Raw genomic sequence first — 15,699 nt, 5'->3', positions numbered from 1 at the left:
CACGTTTCGCTTAACCGCCGGTATGGCTCATGTGGCGCGACATCGTCCCGCCCACTTCCTGGCGAGAGTAGTCAAAATCATGACCCCTGGGCTTGTCACCAATGGCGGCGCGAATAGCATCTTCGAGCACCGCGGAGCCCTCCTCGCTGGCCCGCAGGGGCGCCCGCAGATCGGCAGAGCCTTCCTGTCCGAGGCAGGTATAGATTTCACCGGTGCAGGTGATCCGCACCCGGTTGCAGCTCTCGCAGAAATTATGGCTAAGCGGCGTGATAAAGCCGATCTTCTGGCCAGTCTCTTCGAGCCGCACATAGCGGGCCGGTCCACCGGAGCGTTCTGCCAAGTCACTGACAGTGTAATGATTTTCATATTCAGCCCGCACGTCTTTGAGCGACCAGAACTGACCAATGCGGTTTTCATCACCCATGTCCTCGCCCATCGGCATGACTTCAATCCAGGTGAGGTCCAGATCCTGTTCGGCGCACCAGCGGGTGATGGCAGGCAGCTCAGCTTCGTTGAAATCTTTCAAGGCAACGGCGTTAAGTTTAACCCGCAGCCCGGCCTTTTGCGCGGCTTCTATACCGCGCAGAACCTGCGGCAGGCGGCCCCAGCGGGTGACCTTGGCGAATTTATCCTCGTCCAGCGTATCCAGCGAGATATTCACCCGGCGCACTCCGGCGGCATAAAGCGCCCCAGCGTATTTCTCCAGTTGCGAACCATTGGTGGTGAGGGTTAGCTCCTTGAGCGCGCCACTTTCGAGATGGCGGGTCATGCCTTCAAAGAAGGTCATGATGCCCCGGCGCACCAGAGGTTCGCCGCCAGTGATGCGTAGTTTTTGTACCCCCAGTTTGATGAAACTGGAACAGAGGCGGTCCAGTTCCTCCAGGGTCAGCAGCTCTTTCTTGGGCAGAAAGGTCATGTTTTCCGACATGCAATAGACGCAGCGGAAATCACAGCGGTCGGTGACCGAAACGCGCAGATAGGTGATGGCGCGTGCGAAGGGATCAATCAATGGAGCACTCATGGCATCATAGCTAAGGCGCTCCCCCGCCTAGGGCAAGGACAGACTGTGTTTTGATGCTGGCAAAGCCGTGATGTCATGGCTAGGCTGAGTTCATGAAACAGACGAAATTGACCTTTGTCCCCGCGATCTTACCTGTGATCCTGCCCCTGGTTCTGCTCACCGGGTGCAACTCGCTGAAATGGAACTCTGACATTCTGGGCGGCGCCGCGACAGGTGCAGATCAGGCCGCGGCGATTGATCCCGGTGCGCCACTTTCGGCCATTCCAACGGACGAGTCGATTGCACAGGCCGGGCTGGTGGAGGATCCGGCGGCGGTCTCCTCCAGCACTCTGCCATCAAACTCCGGCGCGCCTGTTGCAGGCTTTCAGGGGCGGGCAACAACCGTGGCCTCGCTGGGGGATCCGGCGATCGGCGGCATGTGGATGGAGACCTCTTTGGTCACAACCGAACAGCAGGCGAAACTGCGCAGCTCTTCCGGCCAGGAGGTTACCGTGACCCTGAAACCCGCCGCAGCAGAGGGCAGCGGACGTCTGTCAATTGCTGCCATGCGCGCCCTTGAGGCGCCCCTGACCGAATTGGTCGAAGTTGAAGTTCTGCCAGCGGGCTAACTGCTCGCCGGAAGGGCTGCCCTATACGTCCTCATCTGGTGAGGATGCCTCGGCTTCGGCCTCCTGTGGGGCGGCAGCGCTGACCAGATCCGGGTATTCAACCGGCTCTTTGAGGTATTTGGCGGCTTCCTTTCGGGCAAAGGGTTTCATTCCAGCGCCATGGGCAACAAGGAAATCGCGGCTTGCCTCGGCGTCATGTTTGCTAAGGTCGCGCACCCACCAGGCGATGGCTTTTTGCAAAAACCAATTGCGGTCGGGCACATAAGAGGTGGCCCAGCCTAAGATACGATCGCGGCGGGCCTGATCTTCGGGTTTGAGATTGTTGAGCTTGGCCCAGGGCAGGCAGGCCACCAGGGCCGCGCGGCGGGTCCACATGTGTTCAGCCGTGGTCCAGGCATCAACCTCATCGAGACGAGAGGGATCTGCCACCAGTCGTTTCTGCATCGCCATGCAGGCGTGATCGGCAATGGCCCAGCTGTCAAAATCCGGTAGCCAGCTTTGCAGCAATTCCCAAACTGCGCCGTCCTCTTTGATGCGCGCCTGGGTCAGCAGCTTGGCGGCGGCGATCCGCGCTTCAAAGACATCGCTTTTCCACAACTCATCCGCCAGGGTGACACGTTCTTCCAGGCTCAGCGATTTGCGCCAGCCCTTTGTGATGTCATTGATGGCGGTGTTGGGGATGCCCAAAACGATACGCTTTTGTTTGTGGTAGCTCACCATCTGTTCGGCGCGACCAGGCTCAAAAGCGGCATTCAGTTCATTCAGGGCATCTTCAAGGGTCATTGGCTGTCTCTTTCGAAAGGCTAGAGAGTAAAAGTGGCTTTCACCCGCTCTGAGATCAGCATGTATGGACACCAGATCAAAACCACAACCAATGATCTGACAAGCTCCTTCACCGTCTGTTCATCAAACATCGGTTCCTCGGGTACGACCATCTTAACTGCAGCCGCATCGGCCACAATGAAGCAAAGTGTCAAAATCGCCATGGCGATATAGAGCTTTGGAAACAAGCGACTTTTCGCAAAGAACTTCACCAGGATCATGACGCTGGCGAGAAGCAGACAGGCATTGATGACCATCTCTCCAACCAGGATGGATGATAAAAGAGGATTATAGAAGTCACTGGATGGAGAGGCCAGAAGCTGCCAAGCTCCCTCTTGGAACAGCGTTCGATACAAGGGGACTAGAGAAATCAGAAAGGAAAAGGGGGTCACCACGACGCCAATTCCAACAAGAATAAGCCAGCCGCCGAATTTTTGCGGCTCTGGCGCCAAGTTTTCAGAATCCAAAAGCGATACCCTTAAATGTGATGGTTGCAGGTCATGCAATCAACCTACGGCGAAGTCATCTACTCCACCGTCACGGATTTGGCCAGGTTGCGTGGCTGATCCACATCGGTGCCTTTGGCCACCGCCGTATGATAGGCCAGCATCTGAGCCGGCAGCGCGTATAGGATTGGCGTCAGGGCGTCGTGCACCTGTGGCATCTGGATCGTTTCCCAGGTGCCTTCGCCGCCGTCCTCTAGCCCAGCTGCATCCGAGATCAACAGCACCTTGCCCTTGCGCGCCATGACTTCCTGCATATTGGAAACGGATTTGTCAAAAAGACCGTCCTTGGGTGCAAAAACCACCACTGGCATCTGTTTGTCGATCAGCGCGATGGGGCCGTGCTTCAGCTCTCCTGAAGCATAGGCTTCGGCATGGATATAGCTGATTTCCTTGAGTTTCAGCGCGCCTTCCAGCGCCAGCGGGAACATCAGCCCGCGGCCCAGGAACAAGACATCTCGGGCTTCGCTCAGCTTTTGTGCCGCCTGACGGATGGTCTCGTTCTGCTCCAGCCCGGCGGCCAGCACATTGGGCAATCCGCGCAGGGCAGAGATATGCGCCTGCAGATCTTCGGCAGAGATTTCACCGCGATCCGTGGCGGCCTTCAGGGCCAGCATCAAGAGCACGCTCAGCTGGCAGGTAAAGGCCTTGGTCGAGGCCACGCCGATCTCGACGCCTGCATGAATGGGAAGCGCCAGATCGCTTTCGCGCGCAATAGAGCTTTCCGGCACATTGACCACCGACAGGATCTTGTCGGCCTTGCCCTCACAGTAACGCAGCGCGGCCAGGGTATCGGCGGTCTCTCCGGATTGGGAGACAAACAGCGCAGCAGTTTTGCCGGGAATGGGCGGCTCGCGGTAGCGGAATTCAGAGGCGATATCGACCTCGACCGGGATGCGGGCGATCTGCTCGAACCAGTATTTAGCGGTGAGGCAGGCATAGAATGCGGTGCCGCAGGCCACCATGGTCAGGCGTTCGATCTTAGAAAAATCAATGCTTTCACCAGGCAGATGCACCGCGTCTTCACCCACCGGCAGATAATGGCGGATCGCCTCGGCAATCACCGTGGGCTGCTCGGCGATTTCCTTCGCCATGTAGTGTTTGTGGCCGGCCTTATCGACCTGCGAGACATCAATCTGGATGGTCTTCATCGCCCGATTGGCCAAGGCGCCTTGGGCATCGCGGATCTCAACGCTGGTGCGGGTCAGATAGACCCGGTCGCCCTCTTCCAGATAGGTGACACGATCGGTGAGCGGTGCCAGGGCAATGGCGTCACTGCCAACAAACATTTCCCCATCGCCGTGTCCTACGGCGAGCGGTGAGCCTTTGCGGGCGGCGATCATCAGGTCTTCTTCACCGTCAAACAGGAAGGCCAGCGCAAAGGCACCCTCCAGACGGTCAAGGGTCTTGTCTGCCGCCTCAACCGGCGAAGCCCCTTCGGCCATATAGCGCTGGGTGAGCAGGGCGATGGTCTCGGTGTCGGTTTCGGTCTGAAACTCGATGCCGAACTCGGCCAGCTCTGCCCGCAGCTCGCGGTAGTTTTCGATGATACCATTGTGCACAACCGCCACAGCGCCAGCGCGATGGGGATGGGCATTGCCGACCGAGGGCACCCCGTGGGTGGCCCAACGGGTATGGCCGATGCCGGATTTTCCGGGAAGCGGGTCATGCACCAAAAGATCGCTCAGGTTGACCAGTTTGCCCAGGGCGCGTCGCCGATCCAGCTTGCCTTTGTTGATGGTTGCAATCCCGGCGCTGTCATAGCCGCGATACTCCAGCCGCTTCAGTGCCTCCACCAGAATAGGAGCCGCTTCATGGTTGCCAAGGACGCCTACGATACCACACATATTATTCGGATCCTTTTGTCAGTCGGGCCTTTTTGGCGCGCAGCATATCCATAATTTTTTCCGCCCGACCGGGCTTGTTTTCCTGCCGGGTGCGGGCAATGGCCAGATCACCATGGTCGAGGTCTTTGGTCACCACGGTGCCCGATGCGGTCATGGTTTCATGGCCTAGGGTCACGGGCGCTACCAGCAGGGTGTTGGAGCCGATGAAGGCGCGCGCGCCGATCTTGGTGCGGTGCTTCATCACCCCGTCGTAGTTGCAGGTGATGGTGCCGGCGCCAATATTGGTCTCCTTGCCGATGGAGGCATCGCCAATGTAGCTCAGGTGGTTGACCTTGGCGCCTTCGGCGATCTCGGCGTTTTTGGTTTCGACAAAATTGCCGATATGGGTGTTTTCGGCCAGTTCGGCACCGGGGCGCAGGCGGGCATAGGGGCCGACCTTGGCACCACGGCTGACATGGCAGCCCTCCAGATGCGAAAAGGCGCGGATCTGAGCGCCACTCTCAACCGTAACACCAGGGCCAAAGACCACATTGGGTTCAACTACTGTGTCGCGGCCAATCACCGTGTCAAAGGCCAGATAAACCGTTTCGGGCGCCATCAGGGTGACGCCGAGCTGCAGCAGGTCCGCCCGCGCCTTGGCCTGAAACACCGCATCTGCCGCTGCTAGATCGGCGCGGGAGTTCACGCCAAGGGTCTCGCTTTCGTCGCAGGCAACAGCGGTGACAGTACGATCCGCAGATCGCGCCAATTCCACCAAATCAGTTAGGTAATACTCGCCCGAGGCATTCTCGTTGCCGATCTGTGACAACAGATCGAACATCAACCCGGCATCGCAGGCCATCAGGCCGGAGTTGCAAAAATCGATGGCGCGCTCATCTTCAGAAGCATCCTTGAATTCGACAATGCGTTCCAGGCTGTCACCCTGCATTATAAGGCGGCCATAGCGGGCCGGGTCTGCGGCGTGAAAGCCAAGCACCACCAGATCAGCATTGGCCCGGGCGGCCACCATGCGCTCCAGCGTTTCAGCGCTGACAAAGGGCGTATCACCATAAAGCACCACCACATCTCCGGAAAACCCTTGCAAGGCCTCCCGCGCCTGATCCACCGCATGAGCGGTGCCCAGTTGCTCTTCTTGCAGGACGACTTCGGCACTTTCATCTATCTCGGCGACAGCGGTGCGCACGGCCTCGGCCTCGTGCCCGGCCACAACAATCACCCGTTCCGGGTCTAAGGCCCGCCCAGCGGCAAGGGCGTGCTCCAGCATCGAGGCCTGGGCAATGGGGTGCAGAACCTTGGGAAGGTCCGAATTCATGCGGGTGCCTTTGCCTGCGGCAAGGACGACAAGGGCCGTGCTCATAATAAGTTTTCTCTTTGGCTTTATTTGCCCCCGTTCTATCGGCTAACAGGTAGGGTGCAAGCCAATGAGGCATCAAAACTGGTTGCGGCTTGCAATAAAAGGCAGCGAAAAGACGCCGATTGGGGGCAAAATGCGTACTGTTATCTTTGATTTGGACGGCACTCTGGCGGATACATCTGGGGATCTTCTGGCGGCAGCCAATGCTTGTTTTCGCCAGATGGGGCTGGGCGATGTGCTGACCGAACCCGGTGATGCGGCCACGGCGCTGCGTGGCGGCAAGATGATGCTGACAGCGGGGATGAAACGTGTCGGGGTTTATGAGGCGCAGAAGGTCGACGACTATTACCCGGTTTTGCTAGACGCCTACCGCGAGGCCATTAACCACCACACCTATCTCTACCAAGGCGCCATGGAGGCCGTCGAGGCGCTGAAACTGGCGGGATATGGCGTTGGCATCTGCACCAATAAGCCTGAGGCACTGGCGGAACAGCTGATGCGCTCTTTGGGGGTGCGGGATGCCTTTGCCTCCCTAGTGGGGGCAGATACTCTGCCGGTGCGCAAACCTGACCCAGAACCGTTGTTTGAAGCCGCCCGCCGCGCTGGCGGTGACCCTGACATGACCATTCTGATTGGCGACAGCGACACTGATCGCAATACCTCTGCCAATGCAGGTGTGCCCTCAGTGCTGGTGACCTTTGGTCCTGCAGGCGGCGACATGGCCGCGCTCAAGCCCGAAGCACTGTTGGATCGCTACGAGGATTTGCCGGGGTTGGTTGCCCGCTTGATTGGCTGATCCTTCATCGGGGCTGCGGGGCAGGGGCGATTTCTCCCCCTTGACCGGAGCCTGAGGGCGGCTCACAAACGGCGCATGAGCGAGAAATTTACCGGCAGCTTCACCCAGCAAGAAGCACTTCCCGAGGCGGCGATCGAGGCCGCCATGACTGTCATGCGCCATGGGCGTCTGCATCGCTATAATGTCGCCGAGGGTGAGCTGGGCGAGACCGCCTTGCTGGAGCAGGAGTTTGCCACCCAGGTCGGGGCAAAATACTGTCTTGCCGTGGCCTCGGGTGGATATGCCATGGCCACCGCCCTGCGCGCGGTTGGGGTGGGGCACGGCGACAAGGTGCTAACCAATGCCTTTACCCTGGCGCCGGTGCCGGGCTCTATTGCCTCTGTTGGGGCCGAGCCGGTGTTTGTTGGCGTCACCGAAGACCTCACCATCGATCTGGCGGATCTTGCGACAAAGGCGGATCAGGCCAAGGTGCTGATGCTCAGCCATATGCGCGGGCATCTGTGTGACATGGACCGGTTGATGCAGATCTGCGACGCCGCAGGCATTACCGTGATCGAGGACTGCGCCCATACCATGGGGGCCTCCTGGAATGGCGTGGCTTCGGGACGGCAGGGCGCGGTGGGCTGCTATTCCTGCCAGACCTATAAACATGTGAATTCCGGCGAAGGCGGGCTGTTTGTAACCGATGACGCAGAGATCGCCGCCCGCGCCATCATGCTCTCGGGGTCTTATATGCTCTATGAGCGCCACCTGGCAGCGCCGGGTCCAGAGGTCTTTGAGCGGGTGAAATATGAGACCCCCAATATTTCGGGCCGGATGGATAACCTGCGCGCCGCCATCCTGCGTCCGCAGCTGGCTGATCTGTACGCTCAGGTGGAGCGCTGGAACGCACGGTACCAAGAACTTGAGGCGGGCTTGCGCGATACCCCCGGCCTGACAGTGGTGGAGCGACCTGAGGCCGAGATCTATGTTGGGTCCTCTATTCAGTTCCTGTTGCTGGACTGGAGTGCCGAGGCCGTGGCCGAGGTGATTTCCCGCTGCGCCAAACACGGTGTTGAGCTCAAATGGTTTGGTGGCGCAGAGCCTGCAGGCTTCACCTCGCGCTATGACAGCTGGCGCTACGCTGAGGCGCAAAGCCTGCCCAAAAGTGATCGTATCCTCGCAGGCATCGTCGACATGCGGGTGCCGCTGACCTTTAGCCTTGAAGACTGCGCGCAGATCGCCCGGATCATCCGCGCCGAGGTGAGTGCGGTCTACCAATCGGGTTGAGCCGTCTTTCACTCCACACTGCAGTCTCAGAGGTTCCCAGATTGGGAGCCTCTTTTTGTTTTGGGCGATGATCTGGAGAAAGGCTCTGTCACGGTAGGACTGATCTGTACTGCCTTTGGACAGTTGGCTTTGGCATTTGGGTGCAAGATTGGGGCTGGGGATTGACCCGAATCGAGGTTTGAGGCTAATAAATGAACAAGTGTTCAGATAACTTGACAGATAGCTTGGAAAAGGGAGCGGGCAATGTTCAATGCAAGCATGCAATTCGATCTTGGGGATGAGGTAAATGCGCTGCGGGACATGGTGCACCGCTGGGCGCAGGATCGCGTCAAACCCATGGCGCAGGAGATCGACCAGAAAAACGAATTCCCACCAGAGCTGTGGAAAGAGATGGGGGAGCTTGGCCTGCTGGGCATCACCGTTCCCGAAGAGTTCGACGGCGCAGGCATGTCCTATCTCGCCCATACCGTGGCAGTCGAGGAAGTGGCCCGAGCCAGCGCCTCGGTCTCGCTGTCTTATGGCGCCCATTCCAACCTTTGCGTCAATCAGATCAAGCTGAACGCCACCGACGAACAGAAGAAAAAATACCTCCCCGGTCTGGTCTCAGGTGAACACGTCGGCGCGCTGGCGATGTCAGAGGCAGGCGCGGGATCCGATGTTGTGTCGATGTCGCTACGGGCCGAAAAGCGCAACGATCACTACCGCCTGAACGGCAATAAATACTGGATCACCAATGGTCCCGATGCTGATACGCTGGTGGTCTATGCCAAGACCGATCCGGATGCGGGCTCCAAAGGTATCACCGCCTTTATCATTGAAAAAGACTTCAAGGGTTTCTCGACCTCGCCGCATTTTGACAAGCTGGGTATGCGCGGGTCCAACACCGCCGAGCTGATCTTTGAAGACTGCGAAGTGCCTTTTGAAAACGTGCTGGGCGAAGAGGGCCGGGGCGTCAAGGTTCTGATGTCGGGTCTGGATTATGAACGTGTGGTGCTGGCCGGGATCGGCACCGGCATCATGGCCGCCTGTATGGATGAAATGATGCCCTATCTGGCTGAGCGGAAACAGTTTGGTCAGCCTATCGGGAACTTCCAGCTGATGCAGGGCAAGATTGCCGATATGTACACCGCAATGAATTCGGCCCGCGCCTATGTTTATGAGGTCGCCAAGGCCTGTGACAAGGGCACTGTCACCCGCCAGGATGCGGCCGCCTGCTGTCTTTATGCCTCAGAGCAAGCCATGGTGCAGGCGCATCAAGCGGTTCAGGCGCTGGGCGGCGCGGGCTATCTGTCCGACAATCCTGTTGGCCGGATCTTCCGCGATGCCAAGCTGATGGAAATCGGCGCCGGCACTTCCGAAATCCGTCGCATGTTGATCGGCCGGGAGTTGATGGGCACCATGTAGGCCAAACAAAAACCCCAGCGGACCGAGGGAGGCTGCTGGGGCATTTGCAAATTGGGGTGTCAGGCCGAGGGGCCTGACAGAGATTTCAGATCAAAGGATCAGAACCTGTGTACGTAGCTGACGCCAATGGTGACCGGATCGATCTCGGCTGTCCCGATGGAGGCGCCGTTCAGATAGGCGTCGGCATCGATATCCATGTAGCGCACGTTCAGACGCAGGGCGCCATTGTCAGAGATCTGCCAGTCAGCACCAGCCTGAACCGAAAAGCCCCAGCTGTCATCCAGTTTCAACACGCCACCACCGACATGGGATTCCTCAAAGAAGGTGGTGTAGTTGATGCCCGCCCCGATGAAGGGTTTGATCTTGCCCTTGGTGGGGAAGTGGTAGTTGAGCGACAGGGTGGGGGGCAGCTGTTTGGATGTACCTGCCAGGGCGCCGCCGATATTGATGTCATGCTCAAAGGGAGAGGCCGCCAAAAGCTCGATGCCGAGGTTGTCACGGATGAAGTACTCAACGGTCAGCGACAACTGCGTGTCATCGGACAATGTGGCGGGGCTGCCTGCCAGAGTACCGTTGTCGGACTTGGGATTGACGTTGATGATACCAGCACCAAAGGTCCAGTCGCCTTGCGATTGCGCAAAGGCTGGAACCGCCAAGACAGTGCAGGCGGTTGCCAAGGCGAGAATGGAAGGGGAGCGTTTCATGGGGAGAATCCCTTTTCTTGTATGTTCGCTTCACTTTTACCATCTGGCCCTGCTGTGAACTCTGATCTGGATCAAAAATGCTTTGGCTTTCCCTTTGGGAATGCAGGAAAAATCGGCATATCAGCTATGCGTTTTGGGAATAGTTTCGATGTCTGAAGCAATTCATTACCCGGGTCTGACGCCTCAAGGTGACTGGCGGCTTGAGGCGCGGATTAATATGGCGCAACAGGCCATGGCCCATGATGCGGACAGACTGGCGATCATCGATCTGACAGGCGCAGCCCGGCGTGATATTTCCCATGGGGCGCTGGCGGCGATGGTCGATGGTCTGGCCCGTTATCTGATGACCCGTATCAAAACCGGTGATCGGGTTGGCGTCTTACTGAGCCAATCCCCCTGGTGCGCCGCCGCACATCTGGCGATCTGGAAACTGGGCGCTATTTCTGTGCCGCTGTTCAAACTGTTCAAACGCGACGCTCTTGCCTCTCGTGCCGGGGATGCTGGGGTCAGCTTTGTTTTCACCGATCCCGAAGGTGCCGAACTGCTGGGTGATCTGGCCGAGGCCGTCCTGGTGGGTCAGGTGGGTCTTGAAGGCGATGCCGTCGCTTTTGCCGATACTCTGGCCGAAACACCGTCTGTGCTGATCTATACCTCCGGCACCACCGGCAGCCCCAAGGGCGCGCTGCATGGCCACAGGGTGCTCACCGGCCATCTGCCCGGCGTGGCGATCAGCCATGATCATTTGGGCCAGCCAGGGGATTGCCTCTGGACGCCAGCGGACTGGGCCTGGATTGGCGGGCTGTTTGACGTCCTGATGCCGGGGTTGGCGCTGGGCGTGCCCGTTGTGGCGGCCCGGCTCGACAAATTCACTCCCGAGGCCTGCGCCGATCTGGTGCAGCGCGGCAAGGTGCGCAACGTGTTTTTCCCCCCCACCGCTCTGCGTATGTTGAAAGCAGCGGGGCAGGGGCTCGACGGTCTGCGCTCTGTTGCCTCTGGTGGAGAGCCCCTGGGCGCCGAGATGCTCGCCTGGGGAGAGGTCAATTTTGGCGTGACTATCAACGAATTCTACGGCCAGACCGAATGTAATATGGTCGCCTCCTCTTGCGGCGCCGATTACCCTCCACGCCCGGGCTGCATTGGCAAGCCGGTGCCGGGCCATGACCTGGCGGTGATCAACGCCGAGGGCAATCCCACCTTGGAAGAGGGCGATGTCGCAGTGCGATGCGGCTCAGCCTCGATGATGCTGGAATACTGGAACCGCCCTGCTGAGACCGCTGCGAAGTTTTGCGGTGACTGGCTGGTGACTGGTGATCGCGGCATCTGGGAAGGTGACTTCCTGCGCTTTGTCGGACGTGAGGATGATGTGATCACCTCGGCAGGCTACCGCATCGGCCCGGCAGAGATCGAAGACTGCCTGATGACCCACCCGGCCGTGGCAACCGTGGGCGTTGTCGGCAAACCGGACCCGCTGCGCACCGAAATTGTCAAAGCCTATGTGGTGCTCAAGCCGGGGGCCGAAGCCTCTGAGCAGGATTTGCAGATCTATGTCAAAGACCGGCTGGCTCAGTATTCTTATCCCCGAGAAATCGCCTTTGTTGATGCCTTGCCAATGACCGTAACCGGCAAGGTGATCCGCAAGGAACTGAAGGCACGCGCGGCGCAGGAAAGCGCAGAACTGAAACAGGAGTCCTCCTCATGAAACTCAAATCCAAGGCGATGCCTTCCTCCGAAGGCTTCAAGGCCAACCAGGCCGTCCATCAAGAGGCCCTGGCGCAGATCTCTGAGGTGGCTGAGGCCGCCCGCCTGGGGGGCGGTCAGAAATCCCGCGCCCGCCACGAGAGTCGCGGCAAGATGCTGCCGCGCCGCCGGGTGGCAAACCTACTGGATCCGGGCTCGCCCTTTCTGGAAGTGGGCGCCACTGCGGCGCATAATATGTATGACAATGCAGCCCCGGCAGCGGGCGTTATCGCTGGCATTGGCCGGGTCCACGGCCAAGAGGTCATGGTGGTCTGCAATGATGCAACCGTAAAGGGCGGCACCTACTTTCCGATGACGGTGAAAAAACACCTGCGCGCTCAGGAGATTGCCGAGGAAAACCGCCTGCCTTGCATCTACCTGGTGGACTCTGGTGGGGCCAACCTGCCGCAACAGGACGAGGTCTTCCCGGATCGCGATCACTTTGGCCGGATCTTCTACAATCAGGCCCGCATGTCCTCCAAGGGCATTCCGCAGATTGCCGTGGTCATGGGCTCCTGTACCGCCGGCGGCGCCTATGTGCCAGCCATGTCGGACGTGACCATCATCGTCAAGGAGCAGGGCACCATCTTCCTGGCCGGTCCCCCCCTGGTCAAGGCCGCCACCGGCGAGGTGGTCTCAGCCGAGGATCTTGGCGGCGGTGATGTGCACACACGCCTCTCCGGTGTAGCGGATTACCTGGCCGAAGACGATTCCCATGCCCTAGCGCTGGCCCGCCGCGCGGTGCAGTCCCTGAACATCACCAAGCCGCAAACCGTAAACTGGGCCAGCCCCGAAGAGCCCGCCTATGATCCCGAAGAGATCCTTGGCGTGGTGCCCGGCGATCTGCGCACCCCCTACGACATTCGCGAAGTGATTGCGCGCCTGGTGGATGGCTCGCGTTTTGATGAGTTCAAGCCGCGCTACGGCGAAACCCTGGTCACTGGTTTTGCCCATGTCAAAGGCTGCCCGGTGGGCATCATCGCCAACAATGGCGTGTTGTTTTCGGAAGCGGCACAAAAGGGCGCGCATTTTGTAGAGCTCTGCTCGCAGCGCAAAATCCCGCTGGTCTTTTTGCAGAACATCACCGGCTTTATGGTGGGGCGCAAATATGAAAACGAAGGCATCGCCCGCCATGGAGCCAAGATGGTGACCGCCGTGGCCTCTACCAATGTGCCAAAGATCACCATGCTGGTCGGCGGCTCCTTTGGCGCGGGCAACTACGGCATGGCCGGGCGCGCCTATCAGCCCCGTTTTCTCTGGACCTGGCCCAACTCGCGGATTTCCGTAATGGGCGGCGAACAGGCTGCTGGCGTGTTGGCAACGGTGAAACGCGACGCCATCGAGCGTCAGGGTGGCAGCTGGTCAATCGAGGAAGAGAGCCAATTCAAGCAGCCCACAATTGATATGTTCGAAGAGCAAAGCCACCCGCTTTATGCCTCGGCGCGTCTGTGGGACGATGGCATCATTGATCCGCGCAAAAGCCGCGATGTTTTGGCCCTGTCGCTGAGCGCCGCCCTGAACGCTGAAATTGATGAAACCCGCTTTGGCGTCTTCCGGATGTAATCCGGGTTCCATCATCTTTCCCAAAATATTCCGGGGGTCCGGGGGCAGCGCCCCTGGTCCGACCTTCCAAACAAAGGACCAACCCCATGTTTGATAAAATCCTGATTGCCAATCGCGGCGAAATTGCTTGTCGGGTTATGGAAACAGCACGCTCTTTGGGCGTCAAAACCGTGGCCGTCTATTCTGATGCCGACCGCGCAGCAAAACATGTCGCCATGGCGGATGAAGCTTGCCACATCGGCCATGGACCGGCCCCAGCCGACAGCTATCTCCTGGGCGATGAGATCATTACCATTGCCAAATCCACCGGTGCCAAGGCGATCCATCCCGGTTATGGCTTCCTGTCCGAAAACCCTGACTTTGTCGACGCGGTCGAGGCCGCAGGTCTGGTTTTCATCGGCCCTTCGGCGGATGCGATCCGCAAGATGGGCCTCAAGGACGCTGCCAAGGTGCTGATGGAACAGGCAGGCGTTCCTGTGGTGCCGGGCTATCACGGCACCAATCAGGAGGCAGATTTCCTGAAAGGTGAAGCCGATAAGATTGGCTATCCGGTCCTGATCAAGGCGGTTGCCGGCGGCGGCGGCAAGGGCATGCGCCTGGTCGAAGCCGGGGATGAATTCGCCGATGCCCTTGCCAGCGCCCAGGGGGAGGCAACCACTTCCTTTGGCAACCCGGATGTTTTGATCGAGAAGTATATTCAGCAGCCGCGCCATATTGAAATTCAGGTCTTTGGCGACGGTAGTCAGGCGGTGCATCTGTTTGAACGCGACTGTTCCCTGCAGCGTCGCCACCAAAAGGTGATCGAAGAAGCGCCAGCCCCCGGCATGACCGCCGAGATGCGCGCCGCCATGGGAGAGGCGGGCGTGCGGGCCGCTGAAGCCATCGGCTACAAGGGGGCGGGCACGGTGGAATTCATCGTGGACGGCAGAAATGGCCTGCGGGCCGACGGGTTTTGGTTCATGGAAATGAACACCCGCCTGCAAGTGGAACATCCGGTCTCTGAGCTGATCACAGGTACCGATCTGGTCGAATGGCAGCTGCGCGTGGCTGCGGGTGAGAGCCTGCCAGCCCAGCAGGATGACCTCTCCATCACCGGCCATGCTTTTGAAGCGCGGCTCTATGCCGAGGACGTGCCAAAAGGGTTCCTGCCCGCGACCGGTACACTGACGCATCTGCAGTTCCCCGCCAGTTGCCGCGCCGACAGCGGCGTGCGGGCAGGCGACACCATCAGTCCCTGGTATGATCCGATGATCTCCAAGGTGATTGTGCATGGTCCCACCCGCGAGATTGCCCTGTCGCGCCTGTCGCAGGCCCTGGCAGAGACCGAAGTGGGTGGTACAGTCACCAACCTGGCCTTCCTCGGCGCGCTGGCCGCCCATGAAGGCTTTGCCGCAGGTGAGGTCGATACCGGATTGATTGCCCGCGATCTTGATACGCTGGTAGAAGCGCCCAAAGTGTTGCCGCATCACCGGGTTGCAGCGGCCATGCAGGCCCTGGATTTGATCGAGGCCAATTGGGACACTGGTTTCACCCTCTGGGCCGATCTGCATCGGTCGGTGCATCTGGTGCATCAGGACGAAGAATTTGAAGCCATGGTTGAGGTCGATGGCCCCACGCGACAGCTCTGGACCATCGGCGAGGATCAGATTGTTGCCTGCCGCAATGGCGGCGCTTGGGACCTTGGTGGCTTCAGCCTGCCTGCGGTGTCGCGATCGGGCGCTGATATCACCGTCTATGATGGCTATGGGCTTGGCTTTGTACTGATTGATCCACTGGACCGTGATGCGACCGCAGGCGGGGACCTCAACCTGATCGAGGCGCCGATGCCAGGTCTGGTCAAGGCTGTTTTTGCCAAAGCAGGTGATGCGGTGAAAGAGGGCGACCGTCTCGCCATTCTGGAAGCCATGAAGATGGAGCATTCCCTGCTGGCCGCCCGTAATGGCGTGGTCGCTGAGGTGCTTGCCGCTGCTGGAGATCAGGTGGAAGCAGGCGCTGCCCTGGTGCGCCTCGAAGAGGACTGAGGCGCGGGCGGCTGACCGGGCTTTTGAATATTTGTAGAAAGGTGATGAGG

Annotated in this window: 13 protein-coding genes; 7 read left to right on the top strand and 6 right to left on the bottom strand. The window is 59.3% G+C overall.

The genetic code is table 11. From position 1 onward, the window contains the following. Positions 1 to 10: 10 nt before the first annotated feature. Positions 11 to 1,021 carry a GTP 3',8-cyclase MoaA gene (moaA, locus tag ABJP42_RS19870; RefSeq protein ID WP_348343547.1) on the bottom strand — a complete coding sequence of 337 codons (1,011 nt, stop codon included), beginning with the start codon at positions 1,019 to 1,021 and terminating at the stop codon, positions 11 to 13. 92 nt (positions 1,022 to 1,113) lie between these two features. Here moaA and ABJP42_RS19865 point away from each other — a divergent pair, with 92 nt between their 5' ends. Next, on the top strand, positions 1,114 to 1,629 hold the full coding sequence (locus ABJP42_RS19865) for a hypothetical protein (protein ID WP_348343545.1): 516 nt from the start codon (positions 1,114 to 1,116) through the stop codon (positions 1,627 to 1,629). Positions 1,630 to 1,650: 21 nt separating this feature from the next. Here ABJP42_RS19865 and ABJP42_RS19860 read toward each other — a convergent pair whose 3' ends face one another. From ABJP42_RS19860 to glmU, 4 genes are read right to left on the bottom strand one after another with little or no spacing between them, the layout of a single operon-like run. Beyond that, complete coding sequence (locus ABJP42_RS19860) at positions 1,651 to 2,412, bottom strand: DNA alkylation repair protein (RefSeq protein WP_348343543.1); 762 nt, start codon at positions 2,410 to 2,412, stop codon at positions 1,651 to 1,653. Between the two features lie 20 nt (positions 2,413 to 2,432). After that, positions 2,433 to 2,918: a DUF2569 domain-containing protein gene (locus ABJP42_RS19855; protein WP_348343541.1), complete on the bottom strand. Its 486-nt coding sequence runs from the start codon at positions 2,916 to 2,918 to the stop codon at positions 2,433 to 2,435. 59 nt (positions 2,919 to 2,977) lie between these two features. After that, a complete protein-coding gene (gene glmS / locus ABJP42_RS19850) occupies positions 2,978 to 4,801 on the bottom strand; it encodes a glutamine--fructose-6-phosphate transaminase (isomerizing) (RefSeq protein WP_348343540.1) in 1,824 nt (607 codons plus the stop codon). Position 4,802: 1 nt separating this feature from the next. Next, entirely contained in the window at positions 4,803 to 6,158 is a 1,356-nt protein-coding gene (gene glmU / locus ABJP42_RS19845) for a bifunctional UDP-N-acetylglucosamine diphosphorylase/glucosamine-1-phosphate N-acetyltransferase GlmU (protein WP_348343538.1), read from the bottom strand. A 130-nt stretch (positions 6,159 to 6,288) separates the two neighbouring features. Here glmU and ABJP42_RS19840 point away from each other — a divergent pair, with 130 nt between their 5' ends. The 3 genes from ABJP42_RS19840 to ABJP42_RS19830 all read left to right on the top strand — a co-directional run bounded on the left by ABJP42_RS19840 (position 6,289) and on the right by ABJP42_RS19830 (position 9,624). Continuing rightward, positions 6,289 to 6,951 carry an HAD-IA family hydrolase gene (locus ABJP42_RS19840; RefSeq protein ID WP_348343536.1) on the top strand — a complete coding sequence of 221 codons (663 nt, stop codon included), beginning with the start codon at positions 6,289 to 6,291 and terminating at the stop codon, positions 6,949 to 6,951. Between the two features lie 75 nt (positions 6,952 to 7,026). Beyond that, on the top strand, positions 7,027 to 8,220 hold the full coding sequence (locus tag ABJP42_RS19835; RefSeq protein WP_348343534.1) for a DegT/DnrJ/EryC1/StrS family aminotransferase: 1,194 nt from the start codon (positions 7,027 to 7,029) through the stop codon (positions 8,218 to 8,220). A gap of 243 nt (positions 8,221 to 8,463) precedes the next feature. Continuing rightward, positions 8,464 to 9,624 (top strand): isovaleryl-CoA dehydrogenase, encoded by a 1,161-nt coding sequence (locus ABJP42_RS19830; RefSeq protein ID WP_348343532.1) that lies wholly within the window; start codon positions 8,464 to 8,466, stop codon positions 9,622 to 9,624. A gap of 98 nt (positions 9,625 to 9,722) precedes the next feature. On the opposite strand, the gene ABJP42_RS19825 is transcribed toward ABJP42_RS19830, so the two are convergent. Beyond that, the gene (locus ABJP42_RS19825; RefSeq protein ID WP_348343530.1) at positions 9,723 to 10,328 is read right to left on the bottom strand and encodes an OmpW/AlkL family protein; all 606 of its coding nucleotides are present in this window, start codon (positions 10,326 to 10,328) and stop codon (positions 9,723 to 9,725) included. Between the two features lie 148 nt (positions 10,329 to 10,476). On the opposite strand from ABJP42_RS19825, the gene ABJP42_RS19820 reads away from it, so the two are divergent. The 3 genes from ABJP42_RS19820 to ABJP42_RS19810 all read left to right on the top strand — a co-directional run bounded on the left by ABJP42_RS19820 (position 10,477) and on the right by ABJP42_RS19810 (position 15,649). Then, positions 10,477 to 12,027, top strand: a complete 1,551-nt coding sequence (locus ABJP42_RS19820; protein WP_348343528.1) for an AMP-binding protein — start codon at positions 10,477 to 10,479, stop codon at positions 12,025 to 12,027. Continuing rightward, positions 12,024 to 13,628, top strand: coding sequence for a carboxyl transferase domain-containing protein (locus tag ABJP42_RS19815; RefSeq protein WP_348343526.1), 1,605 nt, complete (start codon positions 12,024 to 12,026; stop codon positions 13,626 to 13,628). Before ABJP42_RS19820 ends, ABJP42_RS19815 begins: the two co-directional genes overlap by 4 nt. Positions 13,629 to 13,714: 86 nt before the next feature. Further along, positions 13,715 to 15,649, top strand: coding sequence for an acetyl/propionyl/methylcrotonyl-CoA carboxylase subunit alpha (locus ABJP42_RS19810; RefSeq protein ID WP_348343524.1), 1,935 nt, complete (start codon positions 13,715 to 13,717; stop codon positions 15,647 to 15,649). The last annotated feature ends 50 nt before the right edge of the window (positions 15,650 to 15,699 follow it).

This window comes from Pseudophaeobacter sp. (assembly GCF_039971195.1).
In the GTDB taxonomy this organism is placed as follows: domain Bacteria; phylum Pseudomonadota; class Alphaproteobacteria; order Rhodobacterales; family Rhodobacteraceae; genus Pseudophaeobacter.
Note: the sequence above shows the minus strand (reverse complement) of the source record. Positions and strands in the feature narration are given on the sequence as shown.

Excerpts from the sequence above, each read along its gene's own strand:
- glmU (WP_348343538.1), bottom strand. The coding sequence starts at position 6,158 with ATGAGCACGGCCCTTGTCGTCCTTGCCGCAGGCAAAGGCACCCGCATG.
- ABJP42_RS19820 (WP_348343528.1), top strand. The coding sequence starts at position 10,477 with ATGTCTGAAGCAATTCATTACCCGGGTCTGACGCCTCAAGGTGACTGG.
- ABJP42_RS19835 (WP_348343534.1), top strand. The coding sequence starts at position 7,027 with ATGAGCGAGAAATTTACCGGCAGCTTCACCCAGCAAGAAGCACTTCCC.
- ABJP42_RS19865 (WP_348343545.1), top strand. The coding sequence starts at position 1,114 with ATGAAACAGACGAAATTGACCTTTGTCCCCGCGATCTTACCTGTGATC.
- ABJP42_RS19830 (WP_348343532.1), top strand. The coding sequence starts at position 8,464 with ATGTTCAATGCAAGCATGCAATTCGATCTTGGGGATGAGGTAAATGCG.
- glmS (WP_348343540.1), bottom strand. The coding sequence starts at position 4,801 with ATGTGTGGTATCGTAGGCGTCCTTGGCAACCATGAAGCGGCTCCTATT.
- ABJP42_RS19860 (WP_348343543.1), bottom strand. The coding sequence starts at position 2,412 with ATGACCCTTGAAGATGCCCTGAATGAACTGAATGCCGCTTTTGAGCCT.
- moaA (WP_348343547.1), bottom strand. The coding sequence starts at position 1,021 with ATGAGTGCTCCATTGATTGATCCCTTCGCACGCGCCATCACCTATCTG.
- ABJP42_RS19840 (WP_348343536.1), top strand. The coding sequence starts at position 6,289 with ATGCGTACTGTTATCTTTGATTTGGACGGCACTCTGGCGGATACATCT.
- ABJP42_RS19825 (WP_348343530.1), bottom strand. The coding sequence starts at position 10,328 with ATGAAACGCTCCCCTTCCATTCTCGCCTTGGCAACCGCCTGCACTGTC.
- ABJP42_RS19810 (WP_348343524.1), top strand. The coding sequence starts at position 13,715 with ATGTTTGATAAAATCCTGATTGCCAATCGCGGCGAAATTGCTTGTCGG.
- ABJP42_RS19815 (WP_348343526.1), top strand. The coding sequence starts at position 12,024 with ATGAAACTCAAATCCAAGGCGATGCCTTCCTCCGAAGGCTTCAAGGCC.